Source organism: Acinetobacter amyesii (genome assembly GCF_002018365.1).
Taxonomy (GTDB): Bacteria; Pseudomonadota; Gammaproteobacteria; order Pseudomonadales; family Moraxellaceae; genus Acinetobacter; species Acinetobacter amyesii.
The window spans coordinates 1-19,407 of the sequence record NZ_MVKX01000014.1; the positions used below are offsets into that span (position 1 = coordinate 1).

Sequence of the window (19,407 nt, forward strand, 5' to 3'; positions counted from 1 at the left end):
CACCTGTTACCAGCCATGTTTTAGGCGCTGTTTTAAGGTTTTCACATACCTGTTGATATTGATTCATTTTGGTATGGCTCACTTATAAACGAAGATCAGATTCGGCTTGAGATAGCACGTATTTCAAGTCATACAGCACATGATCAGCTTTACCCAAAGCACGGATGGCATCTACGCCCATGTCTTTAAATTGCTCATGCGCGACTGCCAAAATCACAGCATCATATTCACCTTGTGCAGGCGCTTGTACAGGCTGAATCCCATATTCATGCACAGCTTCAGCAGCATCCACCCAAGGATCATATACATCAACATTGACATGATATTCTTGCAGTTCTTTCACAATATCAATGATGCGGGTATTACGGATATCAGGGCAATTTTCTTTAAAGCTTAAACCTAAAATTAAGACTTTGGCATCTTCTACTTGAATGCGTTTTTTCAGCATGGCTTTCACCAACTGAGTGACCACATAAGCGCCCATACCATCATTTAAACGGCGACCCGCTAAAATAATTTCAGGGTTGTAGCCAATCGCTTGTGCTTTATGGGTTAAATAGTACGGGTCAACGCCAATACAGTGACCGCCAACCAAACCAGGGCGGAACGGTAAGAAGTTCCACTTAGTACCTGCCGCTTGCAATACCGCTTCGGTATCAATACCCATTTTATTAAAAATTAAAGCCAATTCATTAATTAAGGCAATATTCACATCACGCTGGGTGTTTTCAATCACCTTGGCTGCTTCTGCAACTTTAATGCTGGCTGCTTTGTGTGTGCCTGCTTCAATAATCAGGTTATAAACTGCATCAACATAATCAGCGACTTCAGGCGTAGAACCCGAGGTGATTTTTAAAATATTCGTCACACGGTGCAGTTTATCGCCTGGGTTAATACGCTCAGGGCTATAACCTGCATAAAAATCTTGATTGAATGTTAAACCTGAGTTCTTCTCTAAAACAGGAATACAGACTTCTTCAGTCGCACCAGGATAAACCGTTGATTCATAGACAACCACGTCACCTTTTTTCAACACTTTTGCAATGCTTTCTGAAGCTTTTACCAATGGGGTTAAATCTGGCTGTTTATATTCATCAATCGGGGTTGGAACAGTAACAATAAAAAAATTACAGTCATTTAAGTCTTCTAAATTTGCGCTGTAACTTAACTGAGCCGACTGTGCTAACTCTTCAGGAGAGACTTCTAAAGTATGATCACGTCCGCTACGTAATTCATCAATACGCTTCTGATGAATATCAAAGCCCACCACGGGAACTTTTTTTCCAAACTCAACAGCTAGCGGTAAACCGACATAACCTAATCCGATTATGGCAATTTTTAATTCGGAGAGTTGTAACATACTGAAGCCTATGTCATCGATGAACTATCAATCATCGTTATGTTGTAAATAGCGTTAAATTATATCAGAAAATCAAATTTCGATTGTGTAATGATGTTCTATGACGACTGTAATTTTAATCAAGAATATTTATAGGATTAAACAATTCCCCCTATAAAACAAACATTACTCATTTAAAAAAAATCAACTAACAACAAGATCTTTAAAAGATATTCATACATGCAAGTCTTGATTAAACTTACGATTTAAAACAAATGTAAAGCTATATTCTACAAGGTGAATAGTATAAACTTAACATTCTAAAATGAGTAATTTGGGTACTTAAACCCGCATTTTAATGATTCAAAAATTTTATAAATAGGATTTGTATTCGAGTGAGTTACTATCGTTATAGCTGTATGTTAGCTTTGAGTCTAAGTATGACGGGTTGTGCCATTACTTCAGGCTTACAAACCTATGACCTTCCTAAAGAAGGCACATTTCAGACTGATTTAGGCTCGACAGTCAATGTTATTAAACTAACTCAAGAAAATTTAGTTGCTGTTCAACCCGCCCAAGTAAATCAGCAAAATTTTGCCCATCTATTCAATCAACAACAAAAAAGTTATCGTCTAAACTCAGGTGATATTTTATCTATTTATTTATGGGCATACCCTGAAATTACACCACCCACAAATACAATTAACAATCAAGATGCCATTATTTCTAATGGCTATCAAATTGATCAAAGTGGCTATATCCAATTTCCAATTATTGGCCGATATAAAGCTGCAGGAAAATCGCTGACACAAGTCAATCAGGAATTACGCAGCCAACTTGCTCGTTACTTAAAAACCCCAGATGTGATTGTTCGCGTACTTTCCTACCAAGGACAACGTTTTTCGGTTCAAGGTAACGTGATGAAAGGTGGTCAGTTTAATTTAACCGACCAACCTACCAGCGTATATACTGCACTTGGTCTTGCTGGTGGCGTGAATACGCAATTTGGTGACAATACGTCTATTACCCTGGTACGCCAAGGACAAACTTACAACTTAAATAGCATCCAGTTAGAAAAAGCAGGCTATTCACTACATAATCTGCTCATCCAACCTAATGATACGATTTATGTCAATTCACGCGAAAATCAGAAAATATATGTGATGGGTGAATCTGGTAAAAATCAATCCCTTCCAATGCGTGATCAAGGCATGAGCTTAAGTGATGTCCTCGGAGAGAGCTTAGGGGTAAATTCGCTTTCCGCAAGTCGAGGTAAAATCTACGTAGTGCGTAGCGATATGAACAGCCCGATGACTGAAATTTACCATTTAGATTTAACCAGTATTGGTGACTTTGGGCTCGCAAACCAGTTCAAAATGCGTAGCAACGATATTGTATACGTTGATGCATCTGGTTTAGCTCGTTGGCAGCGTGTGATCAATCAGGTAATTCCTTTCTCAAATATGATCTATAACATCGACAGAATGGGTCAATAATGTTATTTAAAAATATTCTGGTGGTCTGTGTAGGTAATATTTGCCGAAGTCCTATGGCAGAATATCTTCTGAAAAAGGATCATCCCGACCTGAATATTTATTCAGCGGGAATCGCAGGGATGATTGGACATGCAGCAGATGAAAAAGCTCAATACTGTATGCAAAAAATTGGCATCGATATGAGTGGACATATTGCCCAAAAATTGAATGCTGAACTGATCAAAAAATCAGATTTAATTTTAGTCATGAGTTCAAATCAACAAAAGCATATTGAACAAACGTGGCCATTTGCAAAGGGAAAGACCTTTCGTTTAGGACATTGGCAAGGTAAAAATGTGCCTGACCCATACCAGCACGATCAAGCCTTTTTTGACCAGACCTCAGAACTGATCCAATCTTGCGTTGCAGATTGGACTAAACAAATTTAACTTTTGATGTACGATTATGAGCCAAAATACCAATACAGAAGATACAATTGATTTAAAAGAATTATTTTTCTCTCTGATTGCACAGTGGAAGTTAATTGCTCTATGTGTGATTTTAAGCCTCGTTTGTGCCTTACTTTATTTAAGAGCAACACCAGATACTTATGCAGTCAATGCTTTAGTACAAGTTGAAGAAAGTAAAGGGGCTTCAGCTGCTTTGTTAGGTGATCTGTCTAATATGATTGATCAAAAACAACCCGCCCAAGCAGAAATTGAGATTCTTAAATCGCGTTTAGTTCTAGGTACCGTGATTCAAAATTTACATCTCGATCTAAAAATTTCGGGTACTGAAAATTCCTTTACTGACCGATTAATCTCAGCTCATGAATATGCCACCGAATATAAAAATAAATCTGTGGTTTTCAAAGATAATGAAAAAAGTTTTGAAATCCGCCAATTTGATATCCCCGCACTCTATCGCGACAAGGATCTTGGCCTACAGTTTCAAGAAAATAAATTTTCTTTAATTGATCTTCAGACTGAGCAAACAATTTTAACAGCACCATTGAACCAAAAAAATTCTTTACGTACTGCAGAAGGCCTTTGGGAAATCTCAATTTATAGTAAAGATCAATTCAAAGATCACTATTTAATTCAAAAGCAGTCTCTTCCTGCCGCAGTTGACAGTATTTTGGCAAATTATTCTGTTGCTGAAAAAGGTAAAATGACGGGCGTGCTTGGCCTTAACTATCAAGGCCAAGATAAAGAACATATTACAAAAGTTCTAAATGCCATTTTAGCAGCCTACAGTCATCAAAATATTGAACGACGCTCTGCTGAAAGTGCACAAACTTTAAAATTTTTGGATGAACAACTCCCCGAACTGAAACAACAACTTGATGTCGCAGAACGTGAATTTAACAAATTCCGTCAAGAGTTTAATACCGTCGATGTAACCAAAGAATCTGAACTATATTTAACTCAAAGCGTCACTCTTGAAACTCAAAAAGCTGAATTAGAGCAAAAAGTTGCTGAAGCTTCTGCGAAGTACACTAGTGAACATCCTGTAATGCAGCAAATGAATGCTCAATTGGGTGCAATTAACAGCAAAATTGGTGAACTCAATACCACCTTAAAAAAATTACCAGATTTACAGCGTCGTTATTTACAACTCTATCGTGAAGTTGAAGTCAAGCAACAACTGTACACTGCTCTACTTAACTCTTATCAACAATTACGTATTGCCAAAGCTGGTGAAATTGGCAATGTCCGTATTGTGGATACTGCTGTAGAGCCGATTAAACCGATTGCGCCGAAAAAACTACAAATCTTGATACTTTCAATTTTCCTCGGTGGTTTCCTCGGTACATTACTTGCACTACTACGTAACATGCTTCGCTCAGGAATTAAAGATTCTTCAGAAATTGAAAACAATCTGGATCTTCCTGTTTATGCCACTGTGCCACGTTCACCTGTTCAAGAAAGCCGTATTAAACTCTTGAAGAAGAAGAAAACAATTCCAGTTCTTGCAGTTAAAAATAGCGATGATATTGCAATTGAAAGCCTGCGCAGTATGCGTACTGCCATTCACTTTGCACTGACATCTGCAAAAAATAACCTGATCATGATTTCAGGTCCTGCACCAGAAGTCGGTAAATCATTTATTTCAACCAACTTAGCTACGATTCTTGCGCAAAGTGATAAACGCGTTTTAATTATTGATGCCGATTTACGTCGTGGTTATTTAAACAAATACTTCAATCATGATAACCAACCAGGCCTTTCTGAGTATTTAAATGGTCAGCGTGATCTAGACAGCATCATTAAAACCACTGAAATTCCAAATTTAAGTGTGATTACTCGCGGTAAGAGCCCTTCTAACCCATCTGAGCTTTTAAGTTCTGGTAAATTTAAAGAATTCTTAGATTTGATTTCACCGATGTTCGATCATGTGATCATTGATACCCCTCCTGTACTTGCGGTGACAGACGGTATCATTATTTCGCAATTTGCTGGCGTGAATCTGGTGATTGCTCGTTATGCGAAAACTCAGTTGAAAGAATTAGAGTTAACCGTGAACCGCTTTGAACAAGTGGGTGTGAAGGTCAATGGTATTATTCTAAACGACATTCAACGTAGCTCAGCTGGTTATGGTTATGGCTATAACTATTCTTATGGTTATAAAGCCTCAAAAGACCAAGACTGATTCAAGCCTATTCAACAAAAAAGCCACCGAATACGGTGGCTTTTTTTATTTGCGAAATTTATGTTGCATGCATCATTCTGTATAAAAAATGTTTTATATATTCATACCGTTATAGTATAAAAATAAGAACATGACTATGATGATCTTTCCTGCACCTTACCTGATCATAGAGATAGGTAAGCGCTGAACAGGAAAAGTCTGCTAGAATTTCAGCAACTTTTTACATATAAAATAATTGTGGGAAAATATATGAGTAAGGCCCTACCTATCGCTGTCGCTGTATTACTCGGCGGTGCCGCACTTGTTCCTGTTTACTATGCAACTAAAACACCTGCTACGCAATCAGCAACATCAACTCAACCAGCTGCAAATGCTTCTGCTGTCGCTAAAATCAGTTATGCACTTGGTTATGAAGTTGCCCATCAAACGCCTCCAGAATTAGATATTGATAGCTTTGTCACTGGTGTTCGTGCAGGCCATGCTCGTGCAAAACCTGCATATACTGAAGAAGAATTACAAAAAGCATATGCTGAGTTCCAGCAAGAAATGCAAAATAAGCAGCTCGAAAGCAATAAGCAAGCACAAAGTAGCAGCGATAATTTCTTAACAGAAAACAAAAGTAAAGCTGGGGTTAAAACCACTGCTTCTGGTTTACAGTACCTAACAACGAAAGAAGGTACAGGTAAACAACCGCAAGCCACATCAGTTGTTAAAGTTCACTACACAGGTAAGTTAGTGGATGGCACTGTATTTGATAGTTCAGTACAGCGCGGCGAGCCAATTGAATTCCCACTGAATCAAGTGATTCCAGGTTGGACTGAAGGTCTACAGTTAATGAAGGAAGGTGGCAAAGCCACTTTGTATATTCCTTCAAACCTAGGGTATGGTGCTCAAGGTGTTCCAGGAACGATTCCACCGAACAGTACTTTAATTTTTGATGTAGAACTCATTGAAGTTAAATAATAAAACCGGTACAGGAGAGCTTTTCGCTCTCCTGCTTTATTTTGAGACTCGGTCATGAAATTACAGATCAGTATTTTGTGTTTGGCACTCTGCTCAAGCACTGTATTTGCCAAAGATGTCAGTAATAAAAGTAGTGCTGCAGAACAAGTCGGTTATAGTTTTGGTTATTTAATGGGACGCAGTAATGCTGAATCCATTAAGGACTTAGATATTGATGCATTTGTTGCAGGTTTAAAGGCAGCATCTAAAGGTCAAGCTTCGTCACTAACAGATGAAGAAATGACCCGTGCCTTAACCCAATATAAAAAGCAAACCGAAGCGAAACAACTGATTGAACTGAAACAAAAAGCGGATGCAAATGCCACCATTGGTGCAGCTTTTCTTGCTGAAAATGCAAAAAAACCGGGCATTCAGGTCACGAAATCTGGCCTGCAGTATCAAGTCATTCAAGCCGGTAAAGGTAAATCACCCAAAGCCAATTCAACAGTGAAAGTTCACTATGAAGGTCGCTTAATTGATGGCACTGTTTTTGATAGTTCAATTGCACGCAACCAACCTGCGATGTTCCAGGTGAGCCAAGTGATTCAAGGTTGGACAGAAGGTCTACAGTTGATGAAAGAAGGTGCAACATATCGCTTCTTCATTCCTGCAAATTTAGGCTATGGTCAAATTGGTTCAGCAGATGTCATTGAGCCAAACAGCACACTGATTTTTGATGTAGAGCTCATTGAAGTTCTCCCGAAATAACAATACTCCCTTCAGGTGCATCGACAAATCTCGGTGCTCCTTAATATTTCATCGTTCCATTATTTTCTTTTACAATTTTTTTGATTGATTTGACTTAAAATTCACATTGATATCTTATATTTATTTCACAAAAACTCATTTCCCTTTATCTTATATCTTCATCAACTGCGTAGCCGCACATAAGGATTTGACCATGACCGTTAAAATTAAGACTCGCGAAATTCAATATACAGCAGCTGATGGAACTCAACTTTTTGGCTATTTTGCCGCACCAGAGTCAGACACTGCGGTCGCAGGTGTGTTAGTTGCCCCTGAATGGTGGGGACGCAATGAATATACCGAACAACGTGCGCGCGAATTGGCAGAACAAGGCTATGCTGCTTTCGCTTTGGATATGTATGGTGACAAAAAAGTCACCACTGATGCCAAGCAAGCTTATGAATGGATGATGCAGACTTTTGATCATGCCAACACCATTGTGACCCGCGCGTCTGCTGCATTAAACACTTTGGCACAGCAAAAAGAAGTAAATGCAGATAAACTCGCAGCTATAGGCTTTTGCTATGGCGGAAAAGTCGTGCTGGATTTAGCTCGTTCAGGTGCTGCATTAAAAGCTGTGGTGACCTTCCATGCAACACTTGCTACAGCGACTCCTGCACAAACTGGACAAGTCCAAGCAGAGATTTTAGTGCAACATGGTGAGCTCGACTCGATGGTGAGCTTAGATGATGTTGCAACCTTTAGAAATGAGATGGATGCTGCCCAAGTTAAGTATCAAATCAATATTTTTGAAGGTGCAAAACATGGCTTTAGCAACCCGATGGCGGATGAGCGTGCCAAAGCCAACGGCGTAGATTTAGCTTATAACGCTGCTGCAGAACAGCAAAGCTTAGCAGCCATGTATGCCTTGTTAGCACGCCAGCTTGGTTCTTAAAGCCATAAGAACCAATACCAATATTTAATTTATAAAAATGAGGAGAGCACAATGACAGAACTCAATTGTCCATATTGCAATTTTGACGAATATGACGTGATTGCAAAAAATGATTTTGGTGTTGTACTTCCTGAACCACATACCCTGTCTAAAGGGCATGCTGTCATTGTCCCGCTACGTCATGTTGGTTCATTTTTTGAAATTACTGATAAAGAACGTAAAAGTTTAATGTCCTTACTTGAACAAGCGCGTAATGAATTAAATTTACGCTATCAACCCACTGGCTTTCATATTGGATTTAATGATGGACAAGTTTTTGGCGAAGCCACTGAACATGTGCATATTCATATTATTCCACGTTATGAAAACCAAACATTGGCGCTTGATACCCGCTGGGGTTTTAAAAGCTAAGCTTTCAAAATTTACACTCACTAAGGAGCTTCGGCTCCTTTTTTGATAGCCGCTATTTTTGCATTTCCCCTGATATACAGATTCATTTTGAACAAAAAGAATGACTATTGAAAGATGTATACTAGGCCAGTTTTTTCAATTTTGACTGTATTACATGTTTAACTTTTCTGATGCCCTTCTCGATTGGTTTGATGTCCATGGTCGTCATGACTTACCGTGGCAAGTGAAGGATGACCCTTACAAAGTATGGGTTTCAGAAATTATGCTACAACAAACCCAAGTCAAAACCGTCTTACAATATTTTGATCGATTTATTCAACGATTTCCGACTGTTGAAGATTTAGGCTATGCATCTTGGGATGATGTGGCGCCCTATTGGGCTGGCCTAGGCTACTATGCACGGGCTCGGAACTTACACAAAGCCGCAGGAATTGTTGCACGTCAGGGACATTTTCCAAGCAATCTTGAGCAGTGGATGGAACTACCGGGCATCGGCCCGTCTACCGCGGGTGCGCTGATGTCTTTAGGTTTAAGACAATATGGCGTGATTATGGACGGCAACGTCAAGCGAGTATTGTCTCGTTTCTTTGCTATAGAAGATGATTTATCGAAACCTATACATGAACGGGCCATGTGGCAACTGGCGACAGAGCTCTGCCCCACTGAACGTAACCACGATTATACCCAAGCGATTATGGATCTTGGTGCAACGGTATGCACGCCGAAAAAACCACTCTGTTTATATTGTCCCATGCAACAGCACTGCAAAGCACATGCTCAGGGTTTAGAAACTGAATTACCTTATAAAAAGCCTAAAAAGCCTGTTCCAGTGAGAGAGGCTCAAGTCATGCTGATTCAATCTGCAGGAGAATGGCTGTGGATACAACGTCCGAATAGCGGGCTATGGGGTGGTCTGTGGTGTTTACCTATTTTTGATCAACCCCATGAGTTTCAATCCCACACTCAGCAGCTTGGTCTGAAACCTACCACCACTCAAGTGCAAATATCACATAGCTTTACCCACTTCACTTGGCTTTTAGAGGCTACAGTGTTTAGCGTTGCCGCCGATCAAAAAGAGCATTTAGCCATTGAATGCAACGCACAGTGGTATACCCCGATACAAGCCACTGCACTCGGTATTCCAACCGCCATGAAAAAACTCATTTCTACGCTAGAACTCGAAAGCCATTCTATGCCATAGTTTTGAACTGCTCATCAATTGTATAGGGACAAATGTGATTCAAGGATTTTTTCAGCTTCGCAAAGGGTTGTTCGGCGGTATTGGTTTTATTTTGCTTTTACTCAGCGCCTGTACGTCGACTCCACCCAAACCATCAGGCAGTACATTGCCTGCTCATGAAGTGAAAAAATTACAAAGCATGCGTTTATCCAATCAATTGCCTGTTCCTGTTCATCAAGTCAAACGAAGTGCGCTCAAGGATACTTGGGGCGCAGCGCGTAGCCAAGGACGAAGCCACGAAGGCATTGATATTATGGTTCCACGTGGAACAAAAGTCCTCAGTGCTACAGAAGGTTTAGTTGCTGACTTACGTAATAACAATTTGGGTGGTAAAGTGATATGGATTATGGGGCCTGCAGGTTCTTGGCATTATTATGCGCATCTTGATGGTCATAAACGCGGCTTAAACGTCGGCGACTATGTCAAAAAAGGTGATGTCATTGGCTATGTAGGTAATACTGGCAATGCTCGACATACTGCACCACATTTGCATTATGGCATTTACTTGGGTGGTAAAGGTCGCAATGCTGTTAACCCCTATCCGTATTTACGTTAATTTTAGGAAACATACATGTCAGAAGCGTTGATCAATCGTCTGGTGGAATTTGCAGAATCTGGTAATCAACAAAAAATCAGCCTCAATGGACAGTCTTATCAGGGCTGGATCATGGAGATCACTGAAGAAGCATTACTCATCAGCACCGGCTACGCAGACAAATCAGGTAAAGATGTATGGATTCAATTTGCCGATCTCGATCAAGCGGAACTGTTGTATTGGGACAATAAAAACGATCAATGGACTGTCTTTAAAATTTAAGTCAAAAGGAGCATTCAACATGACGATACAACGCTGTGCTTGGTGCTCCGAAGATCCTTTATATATTGCCTACCACGACACTGAGTGGGCTAAACCTAGTTTTGATGAGCAGCATCTCTTTGAAATGCTGTGTCTTGAAGGACAACAAGCGGGGCTGTCTTGGATTACTGTACTGAAAAAGCGGGCCTGCTATCAGCAGCATTTTTTTCAATATCCCATTGCCGAAATTGCAGCGTTGAGTGACCTACAATTACAAGAAAAATTACAAGATTCAGGTTTGATTCGCCATATCGGCAAACTCACTGCCATTCGAGATAATGCAAAAGCATGGCAACAGTTAAAAGCCCAAGGGATTCATCCTGTGGAATTTCTTTGGAGTTTTGTCGAAGGTCAGATTGCCAATAATGATGTAGTTGAATATCGCAGCGCCCCTGCACAAACTGCCCAAAGTCAGGCCATGTCCAACGCATTAAAAAAGCATGGTTTTAAATTTGTCGGCCCAACGACTTGCTATGCTCTGATGCAAGCCATTGGCATGGTCAATGATCATGAAAATCACTGTGACTTTAAATACACACACGCAGAATGACCTCAAAAACAGAAAGGATAGAATAATGAGTGACAACACATTCCACGCCTATGCAGCAATGAACAGTGGTGAAGCCCTTGTTCCCTATCAATTTGATGCAGGTGAATTACAAGCCCATCAGGTTGAAGTCAAAGTCGAGTATTGCGGTCTTTGTCACTCAGATATTTCTATTATCCAAAATGATTGGAAATCTTCGGTTTATCCTGTGGTCCCAGGGCATGAAGTGATTGGAACCATTACCCAACTCGGCAGCGAAGCCAAAGGACTGAAAATCGGACAACGTGTGGGCATTGGCTGGACAGCAGAAAGTTGTCAACATTGTGACCCATGTATCGATGGTCGCCAAGTGCAATGTACTGGAACCAAGACAGCGACAATCGTCGGTCATGCAGGTGGCTTTGCCGACAAAGTCCGTGCGGGCTGGCAATGGGTTATTCCACTTCCAGATGATCTCGATCCAACCAGTGCTGGCCCTCTGCTCTGCGGTGGGATTACGGTATTTGATCCCATCTTACAGCACCAAATTCAGGCCATTCATCATGTTGCCGTGATCGGCATTGGTGGTTTAGGTCATATGGCGATTAAACTGCTGAAAGCTTGGGGCTGTGAAATTACTGCGTTCAGTTCAAACTTAGATAAAACCGATGAACTTAAAGCCATGGGGGCTGACCATGTGGTGAATAGTCGTGATCTTGCCGCGATTAAAGCGCAGCGTGGGAAATTCAATTTGATTTTAAGCACGGTCAATGTGACGTTGGATTGGCAAGCCTATCTTTCGACTTTGGCACCGAATGGAAGCGTTCACATGCTCGGCCTAGCACTTGAGCCGATGCAAATCCCCGCAGGAATGTTGATCAGCGGTGCTAAATCTGTCACTGGCTCATCAACAGGCTCACCTGCAGCACTGCGTGAATTACTTCGATTCGCTGCACGTCAAAATATTGCTCCACAAATTGAAATGTATCCTATGTCTCAGGTGAATGAAGCGATTGAACGTTTGCATTCAGGAAATGTTCGTTATCGAATTGTGCTGAAAGCTGATTTTTAACGGTAAAAATCTAAGCCCAAAAAGCCTGCTGCATGCAGGCTTTTTTGTGTCCTTTATACACTCATCAAAATTAGACGGTATTTGAGTTTATGCATTCCTTACGCACCCAATCTGCAAGCAATAAAATGGCCTGCTGAATTTCTGTAGACAACTCATGCCCTGCATTTAGGCGAATACAATTGTTATAACGATTGTCCTCACCAAAAATTAAACCTGGCACAATATTGATGCCATGTTTTTGCGCATGGTAATACAGCGCCAAACTGTCTATTTGTTCAGGCATCTGCAACCACAGTGCATAACTGCCTTGAGGCCGATTTAGACGGATATCAACCCCTTGAAAAGCATCGTAAATATACTGACGATACTGCTCGACTTGCACCATTAATTTAGGACGCAATTCAGCAAGATGTTGGCGATAAGCACGACTAAAAATCAAATCTGCAAGTCCTAACTGCAAAGGCGTATTCACCGAATCATTTTGCAAAAGTAATTTGGGACGCAAATGTTGCAAATGTGGTGGAAGACAAAACCACCCCACCCGATAAGAAGGCGATAAAGATTTTGAAATCGACGCACAATAGATCACATAGCCCGCCCGATCCCAGTATTTGATAGGCAATGGCCGCTTTGCATTGAAACTACACTCAGCATAAATATCATCTTCAATCACATAACATTGATATTTTTCAGCCAGTTGTGCAATTCGTTCCTTATCTTCATTACTTAAGCAAAAACCCAAAGGATTTTGAAAATTTGCAGTCAATAAGCATACTTTCGCGCCTGAATCCCGCATTGCCTGCTCTAAACGATCTAAATCAAAACCTTCAGTATTGGCAGGAATTTCAACAATTTTCCGCTTTAATAAAGCTAATAATTGCAATTGCCCGTTATAGTTCGGCGTCGGGACAATGACACTCTCCCCTTCCGCACTCAGATTTTGCAACATCACTGACAAAGCAGGCATACAACCATTGCTGATGTAAATATCATCCTTAGGCATGTAAAAACCATCTTCAGCCCAATGTGCCGACAAAGCTTCACGCAATTGTGGATGACCTTGCCGATTGTTATATAAAAAATCCTCTGGTTTACAATGCTTTAATGCCCTTTGGATTGAACGTCTGATTGCCTCAACAGGAACAAAATTGGGGGACAACTGAATTGAACCCAAATGAATCAGGCGACTATTTGCAGATGCTTCATGGATCTGAATTTGCAATTCTAAATTCGAAATTTCACGAGGTCGGGAATCAAAATCAGGATGATTCGGCACGGCAATTTGCTGGGCTTTCTTTGAGGATTGCACAAAATAACCAGACTTTTCTTTGACATAAATGAGGCCTTTGGCTTCAAGTAATTCATAGCAGCGTTTCGCGGTATTTAAACTGATCTGATGCTGCTGTGAAAATTGACGCAGCGCATACAAACGCTGCCCTGCAGCCAATTCACCACTATAAATTTTCTGTGCCAACTGCTGCGCAAGCTGCTGATATTGAAAAGCCATCTGTACCCTTTTTTTAATCATTCTTGTATCTGTACCCATTAAGTTAACAGATTTAAGCTGAATGCATCAGGTTGATATCTCAAAAATAACGATAGGGGGACAATTACATGAATGACTTCACACAGCTTCGAGCGGGTCTAATCATCTTCAGCACACTCACGCTTATGGCGTGCCAACCCGAACAGCACACTCAAGCTCAAAGCCAGCAAAATTTTATCTGTAAATCTCTAATTCAAGGTTTTTTAAGTGCCCAAAAACTGACGCAATATGAACTTGAGCAGATCCAACCGATCACTAGCGGCGGGTTACATCAGCAGCTATATATTTATAAAGCCAAATCTGAAAACGGCATGAATATCATGCCGCAGCAAGTCAAACTTCGCTTTGCATGTGAACAAATGACCGCGCGGCAATTTCAAATCAAGTTACATCCGCATCAATTTCCAGAACAGACCTTACTCAGCATCGAACTTCCAGAAACACAGCACATGCAGCAGTTGACTGCATTTCGCCTGCCTGAGATGCAAAGTCATTGATCGTTCATATTGAACTGAATCATTACTGGTGCTTATTTTAAAATTTCGGGAAATGCCGTTGCAGTTTTGCTTTTACCCAGCTGCACTTTCATTTTTTGTAGCATTTGATAAGGCTGTTGCTGCACGAACATATTCACAAAACTGAGCGGAATGGAGCCTTCCGGATTGGCATAGCCATAGGTCGACACTTTGACTTTTTGATTGCCTAAACGTTGGAAGGTCCAATCGCCCTCATAGTCGGTGAGGCGTACATAATTGGGATTGATCGGATAACCTTTTTTCACCGCTTTATTTTGGATGCTAATGATGCCTTGTGCATCTTTACGCATTTTGCCTTGTACCACCAAATCACGGTCTTTTAAGGGAAAAGGAAAATCCAGCACCATATATAAACTGAATTCACCTTTCTGGTCATCACGGGATAAAACTTTAACACTGCCCATATAAGGGACCCAATTCACTGCATTTTCCACATCTAAAATCAGGGAAACTGCTTTTTCGATGGGCACATCAAAACTGGTTTCAGCTTTGTATTGAAAGACAGGATTTTGAGCATTTTGGTAGGTCCAAACCTTAATATTATTTTTATTAATCGTGAGTTTGGCATTATCCATAGTTTTCGCTTGTACTGCCGCAGTGAATGCGACAGCACAGGCCATAAAGATGACTTTTTTCATTCCATTGATCGTCTTATTTTAATTTTATGCTGTTGTTATAACGGATTTTAACGCGCTTTTATACGTCAATATCGTTAAAACCCAGTACATCTTTCATATCGTACTTACGTGCTTCACGACCGACTACCCATGCAGCTGCACGTACTGCACCAGAAGCAAAGTTCATACGGTTGGTTGCTTTATGGGTAATTTCAACACGTTCGCCATCCGCGATAAACATCGCAGTATGTTCACCGACAATGTCACCACCACGAATCGTTTGAAAGCCAATGGTTTGACGTTCACGTGGACCCGTATGCCCTTCACGGCAATACACAGCATCTTGTTTTAAGTCACGTCCTAAAGCACCGGCAATGGCTTCGCCCCACATTAGCGCTGTACCTGATGGTGCATCAACTTTATGACGATGATGGGCTTCAATCACTTCAATATCTACAGTATCGCCAAATACTTTTGATGCCAATTCAAGAAGTTTGATTGAAACGTTTACACCGACAGAATAGTTCGCTGCATAGACCACAGGGGTTTCTGTTGCTGTTTCATCGAGATATGCTTTTTGCTCATCATTCATACCTGTGGTACCAATGACAATCGCAACGCCTGCTTCACGGCAAAGTTGAAGATGCTGTGCCGTTGCTGCAGGTGCAGTAAAGTCGATTACGACATCACAATCTTTTAAAACTTCAGCTAGGTTACCGACAACCTTTACGCCAACCGCGCCAATCCCTGCAAGTTCACCGGCATCCGCACCGACCAAGCTACTTTCAGGACGTTCTACCGCAGCAGCCAATTGATAACCAGCTTGCTGAACCGCCTGAATTAAGATGCGTCCCATACGACCGCCTGCGCCCAAGATACCAATACGTGGAGCTGCTGACATAACATTTTCCTAATGTTGATTCGAAATTGGTCTTACTATATCAAAACTCCATGCGCAGGCTAAGTTACAAACAAAAAAATCCTGCATTTTCCGAAGGACTTTTGCAAATCAAGCTCTTCGACAGACGCTGACTATTCCCTCACCAAGTTTGAGCATTTTCACGGTATGATAGGCGCGTTCTATTGATCTTGAATATTCATGAAAACCCTATTGTATCTTTGTGCGGCAGTCTGTATTGCACTGGCATGGCTGATTCCAATTCATTACCGACCTTGGGCCACTTATACCGGTGAGCTTTATACCTTCTTTGCACTGTTTGCCTTAGCGGCAACGTTCTTTAAAGAAAAGCTCATGGTGGCAAAAATTTCCTTGCCCCTTTTGCTCTTAGCGCTGATTCCCTTCATCCAACTGGCTTTTGGGCAGGTGTATTATTTTAGTATTGCCTTACTCTGTATGCTGTTTGTGTTCAGCTTCTGGCTGTGTATCAATCTTGGTTTTAGCCTATCTCAAGGTACGGAAAAACGCGAAAAAACATTCCTATACCTGAGCTATACCTTTGTTGCATCTGGGGTCATGACGGGACTCATCGCAATATTTCAGTGGTTAGATTTCGACTCGTTTCTTCCTTTTGTGATGAAAATTAGTGGAACTACGCGCCCATTTGCAAACTTTGCTCAGCCGAATAACATGGCCACGTTTCTGCTCATGTCCTTGTTAGCCTGCTTATATGTTTATGAACAGCAAAAAGTTAAAACCCGCTATTTGGTCGCTTGTGCAATTCCTATTTTAATTGGGGTCGCGCTCAGCCAATCTCGCACATCTTGGGTAGCAAGTATCTGCGTCCTAATCTATTTGGCTTATGCACAGTACAAAGATTATATCCGACTCCGCTGGTTTTATAGCTTGGCATGGTTTATCGGCTTTGTGGCACTGATTGTATTGATGCCAAAATTAAGTCAAATCATGAGCCAAATGTCCGACATGAATATTCAAGAAAGTCGTGACGTGGTCAAACGTGCTGGTGGCGATATGTCGCGTTTAGCTATTTGGCAACAAATGGCGCATGCCGTGGCTGCACAGCCTTGGTTTGGCTATGGTTGGCATCAAACCAGTAGCGCTTTTGTCTCGATCTCTGACACGGTGCAAGGGCCTGTATGGATTCGTAGCTCACACAATTTTATTTTGGATTTCTTATTGTGGAATGGCGCCATTATTGGTGTGCCGTTCTTGGCCTATTTCGCTTATTGGGGCATCCAATTACAGAAGTTAGCCAAGTCTGCATTATCTGTCATTGGCCTATTGATGGTCGGTGTCTTCGTTATTCATGCCATGTTAGAGTTTCCGCAAAACTACGCATACTTCTTACTGCCTGCGGGTTTTATTATCGGGATTCTTCAAGCAGCGAAGCCACAGACGGCTACATTGAGTCTGTCTCCGTGGTTTATCCGCATTGTTTTCGTGATTAGCGCCGTGCTGATTACGGTGATTTATCGTGATTATGCCAATGCAGCGATTCAGCTGGGTCAGGCATCAAAATATGAAAAAACGCCGGAGAAAATCACCAACCATGAGCCGATCTATTTGCTGACGGAATTTAGACATCGCGTAGCGATTATTCGTTTAAATCCGTATTCCATCGTTTCTGAACAAACCATTCAGGAGACTGAAAAATTGGTTCGCAGCTACCCAGCGAAATACCACATCATTAAATATGCACGTTTATTGGCATTTAATGGTCGCGAGGCTGAAGCACGTCATCAGCTACAGCGTCTGAAAAATATTTATCGGCTCGACATGAGCTATGAGAGTTTATTGCCGTCGATATCTCCGCCGAAACCTTAAAACGCTCAATAAAAAAGCCTGCAATTATGCAGGCTTTTTTATGCCTGAGTTCACATCACAGCAAACTCGGGGAAATTGACTGAATCAAGTCAATTAATCAAATAAACGGTCGAAGAATGATTTTTTCTTCGGAGAAGATTTATTGTCATCGCCATCCATCGTGTCTTGTAACTCTTTTAACAACTCACGTTGACGAGCCGTTAAATTCACTGGCGTTTCCACCACGATACGGCAGAGTAAATCACCAGTCATGCTGGTACGTACAGGTTTCACACCTTTACCACGCAAACGGAACAATTTACCGGTTTGAGTTCCTTCAGGCACTTTCAAGCTCACACGACCATCAAGGGTTGGAATTTGAATTTCTTTACCCAATGCAGCATCTGCAATGCTTACAGGCACATCCATATACAGGTCAGCGCCATCACGTTGGAAGATTTCGTGTTCACGTACCACCACTTCTACATATAAGTCGCCTGCTTGGCCATCACGGATCGCCTCGCCTTTGCCACTTAAACGTACGCGGTCGCCATTGTCCACACCTGCAGGAATGGTCACCTCTAAAGTTTGCTGACGGTCAGAAACCCCTGAACCATGACATTTATTACATGGGTTCTTAATGATTTTACCTTGACCACGACAGGTGCTACAGGTTTGCTGCACAGAGAAGAAGCCCTGTTGCATACGCACTTGACCGGCACCATGACAGGTTTTACAGGTTTCAACGTCATTCGGATTTTTAGATCCTTTACCATCACAGGCATCACATGGTGCTGGTGCAGTAAAGGTAATGGTTTTTTTCACGCCCTTCACAGCTTCCTCAAGGGTAAGCTCCATGACATAGCGTAAGTCTGAACCACGGCGTGCACGTTGCTGACCACCACGGCCACCACCGCCAAATGCGCCACCGAAAATGTCGCCAAACTGACTAAAGATATCTTCTGCGCTAAATCCGCCACCGAAGCCACCGCCGCCGCCCATGCCGCCTTCAAACGCTTGATGTCCCATACGGTCATACATACTGCGTTTTTCGCCATCAGAAAGAATTTCATAAGCTTCGGCAGCTTCTTTGAATTTTTCTTCAGCTTCTGGGTTGTCTGGGTTACGGTCAGGGTGATACTTCATCGCCAACTTACGGTAGGCTTTTTTAATTTCATCATCACCTGCGGTTTTAGAAACGCCTAAAACCTCATAATAATCACGTTTAGCCATGTCTGGCGATGCTCCTCACGGAATTTAATTTAATACTTAACTGTGGTCTGAAATTGGGGAATCAAACCATTTTTTCAAGGGGTAGGCAGGAAAAAAATAAATCGACTTAGAAGACAGCCTTATTTTTAACGAATTTGGATAGACCTTGGATCCATGCATTTAATAGATACAAAAAGGCAATCGCAGAAAAGACCACGCCAATTACCGTGCATGCAGTCACCCAAAGATAGGTGTCCCAATAATAGAAAAATAAAGGAATAAACCACAGTGCGGCAAAAATGGCCATCATCGAATAAATCACAACGGTGCGCATGACCCAAAGCGCTTGGGCTTGGAGCCAAACTTCTGCAGAATCGATTTGAGTTACTTTGCGTGCAAAGCCGTAGGCAAATACACCACTAATCAGGGTAAATAAAGCGAAAAACATGAAGACATAAGAAATCGCAACATAACGGCGATACTTAGCTAAACTCTCTGCTGTCATCTGTGATTCAACCCCGTACACCACAATATGCCGCGCTGCACTTGTGGTTGTTTT

The 19,407-nt window shown here is 41.5% G+C and carries 20 protein-coding genes; 14 read left to right on the forward strand and 6 right to left on the reverse strand.

Annotation, left to right across the window (positions count from 1 at the left end; all coding sequences use genetic code 11):
* Nucleotides 1-82: 82 nt before the first annotated feature.
* The gene (gene tviB, locus B1202_RS16160; protein ID WP_078191621.1) at nucleotides 83-1,360 is read right to left on the reverse strand and encodes a Vi polysaccharide biosynthesis UDP-N-acetylglucosamine C-6 dehydrogenase TviB; all 1,278 of its coding nucleotides are present in this window, start codon (nucleotides 1,358-1,360) and stop codon (nucleotides 83-85) included.
* A 398-nt stretch (nucleotides 1,361-1,758) separates the two neighbouring features.
* On the opposite strand from tviB, the gene B1202_RS16165 reads away from it, so the two are divergent.
* The 12 genes from B1202_RS16165 to ahr all read left to right on the forward strand — a co-directional run bounded on the left by B1202_RS16165 (nucleotide 1,759) and on the right by ahr (nucleotide 12,215).
* On the forward strand, nucleotides 1,759-2,835 hold the full coding sequence (locus B1202_RS16165; RefSeq protein WP_078191622.1) for a polysaccharide biosynthesis/export family protein: 1,077 nt from the start codon (nucleotides 1,759-1,761) through the stop codon (nucleotides 2,833-2,835).
* The gene (locus B1202_RS16170; RefSeq protein ID WP_078191623.1) at nucleotides 2,835-3,263 is read left to right on the forward strand and encodes a low molecular weight protein-tyrosine-phosphatase; all 429 of its coding nucleotides are present in this window, start codon (nucleotides 2,835-2,837) and stop codon (nucleotides 3,261-3,263) included. The genes B1202_RS16165 and B1202_RS16170 overlap by 1 nt, the downstream gene beginning before the upstream one ends.
* Nucleotides 3,264-3,279: 16 nt before the next feature.
* Nucleotides 3,280-5,466, forward strand: coding sequence for a polysaccharide biosynthesis tyrosine autokinase (locus tag B1202_RS16175; RefSeq protein ID WP_078191624.1), 2,187 nt, complete (start codon nucleotides 3,280-3,282; stop codon nucleotides 5,464-5,466).
* 249 nt (nucleotides 5,467-5,715) lie between these two features.
* Nucleotides 5,716-6,429 (forward strand): FKBP-type peptidyl-prolyl cis-trans isomerase, encoded by a 714-nt coding sequence (locus tag B1202_RS16180; protein ID WP_078191625.1) that lies wholly within the window; start codon nucleotides 5,716-5,718, stop codon nucleotides 6,427-6,429.
* A 54-nt stretch (nucleotides 6,430-6,483) separates the two neighbouring features.
* Entirely contained in the window at nucleotides 6,484-7,176 is a 693-nt protein-coding gene (locus B1202_RS16185; RefSeq protein ID WP_078191626.1) for an FKBP-type peptidyl-prolyl cis-trans isomerase, read from the forward strand.
* Nucleotides 7,177-7,369: 193 nt separating this feature from the next.
* Nucleotides 7,370-8,110: a dienelactone hydrolase family protein gene (locus tag B1202_RS16190; protein ID WP_078191627.1), complete on the forward strand. Its 741-nt coding sequence runs from the start codon at nucleotides 7,370-7,372 to the stop codon at nucleotides 8,108-8,110.
* Between the two features lie 51 nt (nucleotides 8,111-8,161).
* Nucleotides 8,162-8,521: an HIT family protein gene (locus tag B1202_RS16195; protein WP_078191628.1), complete on the forward strand. Its 360-nt coding sequence runs from the start codon at nucleotides 8,162-8,164 to the stop codon at nucleotides 8,519-8,521.
* Between the two features lie 154 nt (nucleotides 8,522-8,675).
* Nucleotides 8,676-9,722 carry an A/G-specific adenine glycosylase gene (gene mutY, locus B1202_RS16200; RefSeq protein ID WP_078191629.1) on the forward strand — a complete coding sequence of 349 codons (1,047 nt, stop codon included), beginning with the start codon at nucleotides 8,676-8,678 and terminating at the stop codon, nucleotides 9,720-9,722.
* Between the two features lie 67 nt (nucleotides 9,723-9,789).
* Entirely contained in the window at nucleotides 9,790-10,317 is a 528-nt protein-coding gene (locus B1202_RS16205) for a M23 family metallopeptidase (protein WP_143221638.1), read from the forward strand.
* A gap of 15 nt (nucleotides 10,318-10,332) precedes the next feature.
* The gene (locus B1202_RS16210; protein WP_078191630.1) at nucleotides 10,333-10,578 is read left to right on the forward strand and encodes a hypothetical protein; all 246 of its coding nucleotides are present in this window, start codon (nucleotides 10,333-10,335) and stop codon (nucleotides 10,576-10,578) included.
* 19 nt (nucleotides 10,579-10,597) lie between these two features.
* Entirely contained in the window at nucleotides 10,598-11,167 is a 570-nt protein-coding gene (locus B1202_RS16215) for a DNA-3-methyladenine glycosylase I (protein ID WP_078191631.1), read from the forward strand.
* Between the two features lie 25 nt (nucleotides 11,168-11,192).
* Nucleotides 11,193-12,215, forward strand: a complete 1,023-nt coding sequence (gene ahr, locus B1202_RS16220) for an NADPH-dependent aldehyde reductase Ahr (protein WP_078191632.1) — start codon at nucleotides 11,193-11,195, stop codon at nucleotides 12,213-12,215.
* Nucleotides 12,216-12,285: 70 nt separating this feature from the next.
* Here ahr and B1202_RS16225 read toward each other — a convergent pair whose 3' ends face one another.
* Nucleotides 12,286-13,722, reverse strand: coding sequence for a PLP-dependent aminotransferase family protein (locus B1202_RS16225; protein WP_078191633.1), 1,437 nt, complete (start codon nucleotides 13,720-13,722; stop codon nucleotides 12,286-12,288).
* Between the two features lie 107 nt (nucleotides 13,723-13,829).
* Here B1202_RS16225 and B1202_RS16230 point away from each other — a divergent pair, with 107 nt between their 5' ends.
* Nucleotides 13,830-14,258 (forward strand): hypothetical protein, encoded by a 429-nt coding sequence (locus B1202_RS16230; RefSeq protein WP_228145188.1) that lies wholly within the window; start codon nucleotides 13,830-13,832, stop codon nucleotides 14,256-14,258.
* Nucleotides 14,259-14,290: 32 nt separating this feature from the next.
* On the opposite strand, the gene B1202_RS16235 is transcribed toward B1202_RS16230, so the two are convergent.
* Entirely contained in the window at nucleotides 14,291-14,935 is a 645-nt protein-coding gene (locus B1202_RS16235; protein WP_078191634.1) for an START domain-containing protein, read from the reverse strand.
* Between the two features lie 58 nt (nucleotides 14,936-14,993).
* Complete coding sequence (gene dapB / locus B1202_RS16240) at nucleotides 14,994-15,815, reverse strand: 4-hydroxy-tetrahydrodipicolinate reductase (protein ID WP_078191635.1); 822 nt, start codon at nucleotides 15,813-15,815, stop codon at nucleotides 14,994-14,996.
* Between the two features lie 198 nt (nucleotides 15,816-16,013).
* Here dapB and B1202_RS16245 point away from each other — a divergent pair, with 198 nt between their 5' ends.
* On the forward strand, nucleotides 16,014-17,657 hold the full coding sequence (locus B1202_RS16245; protein WP_078191636.1) for a PglL family O-oligosaccharyltransferase: 1,644 nt from the start codon (nucleotides 16,014-16,016) through the stop codon (nucleotides 17,655-17,657).
* Nucleotides 17,658-17,750: 93 nt separating this feature from the next.
* Here the strand turns inward: B1202_RS16245 and dnaJ are convergent, their stop codons facing one another.
* Both dnaJ and B1202_RS16255 read right to left on the reverse strand, forming a co-directional pair.
* Nucleotides 17,751-18,869, reverse strand: coding sequence for a molecular chaperone DnaJ (dnaJ, locus tag B1202_RS16250; RefSeq protein WP_078191637.1), 1,119 nt, complete (start codon nucleotides 18,867-18,869; stop codon nucleotides 17,751-17,753).
* A gap of 106 nt (nucleotides 18,870-18,975) precedes the next feature.
* Entirely contained in the window at nucleotides 18,976-19,353 is a 378-nt protein-coding gene (locus B1202_RS16255) for a hypothetical protein (RefSeq protein ID WP_078191638.1), read from the reverse strand.
* Between the last annotated feature and the right edge of the window lie 54 nt (nucleotides 19,354-19,407).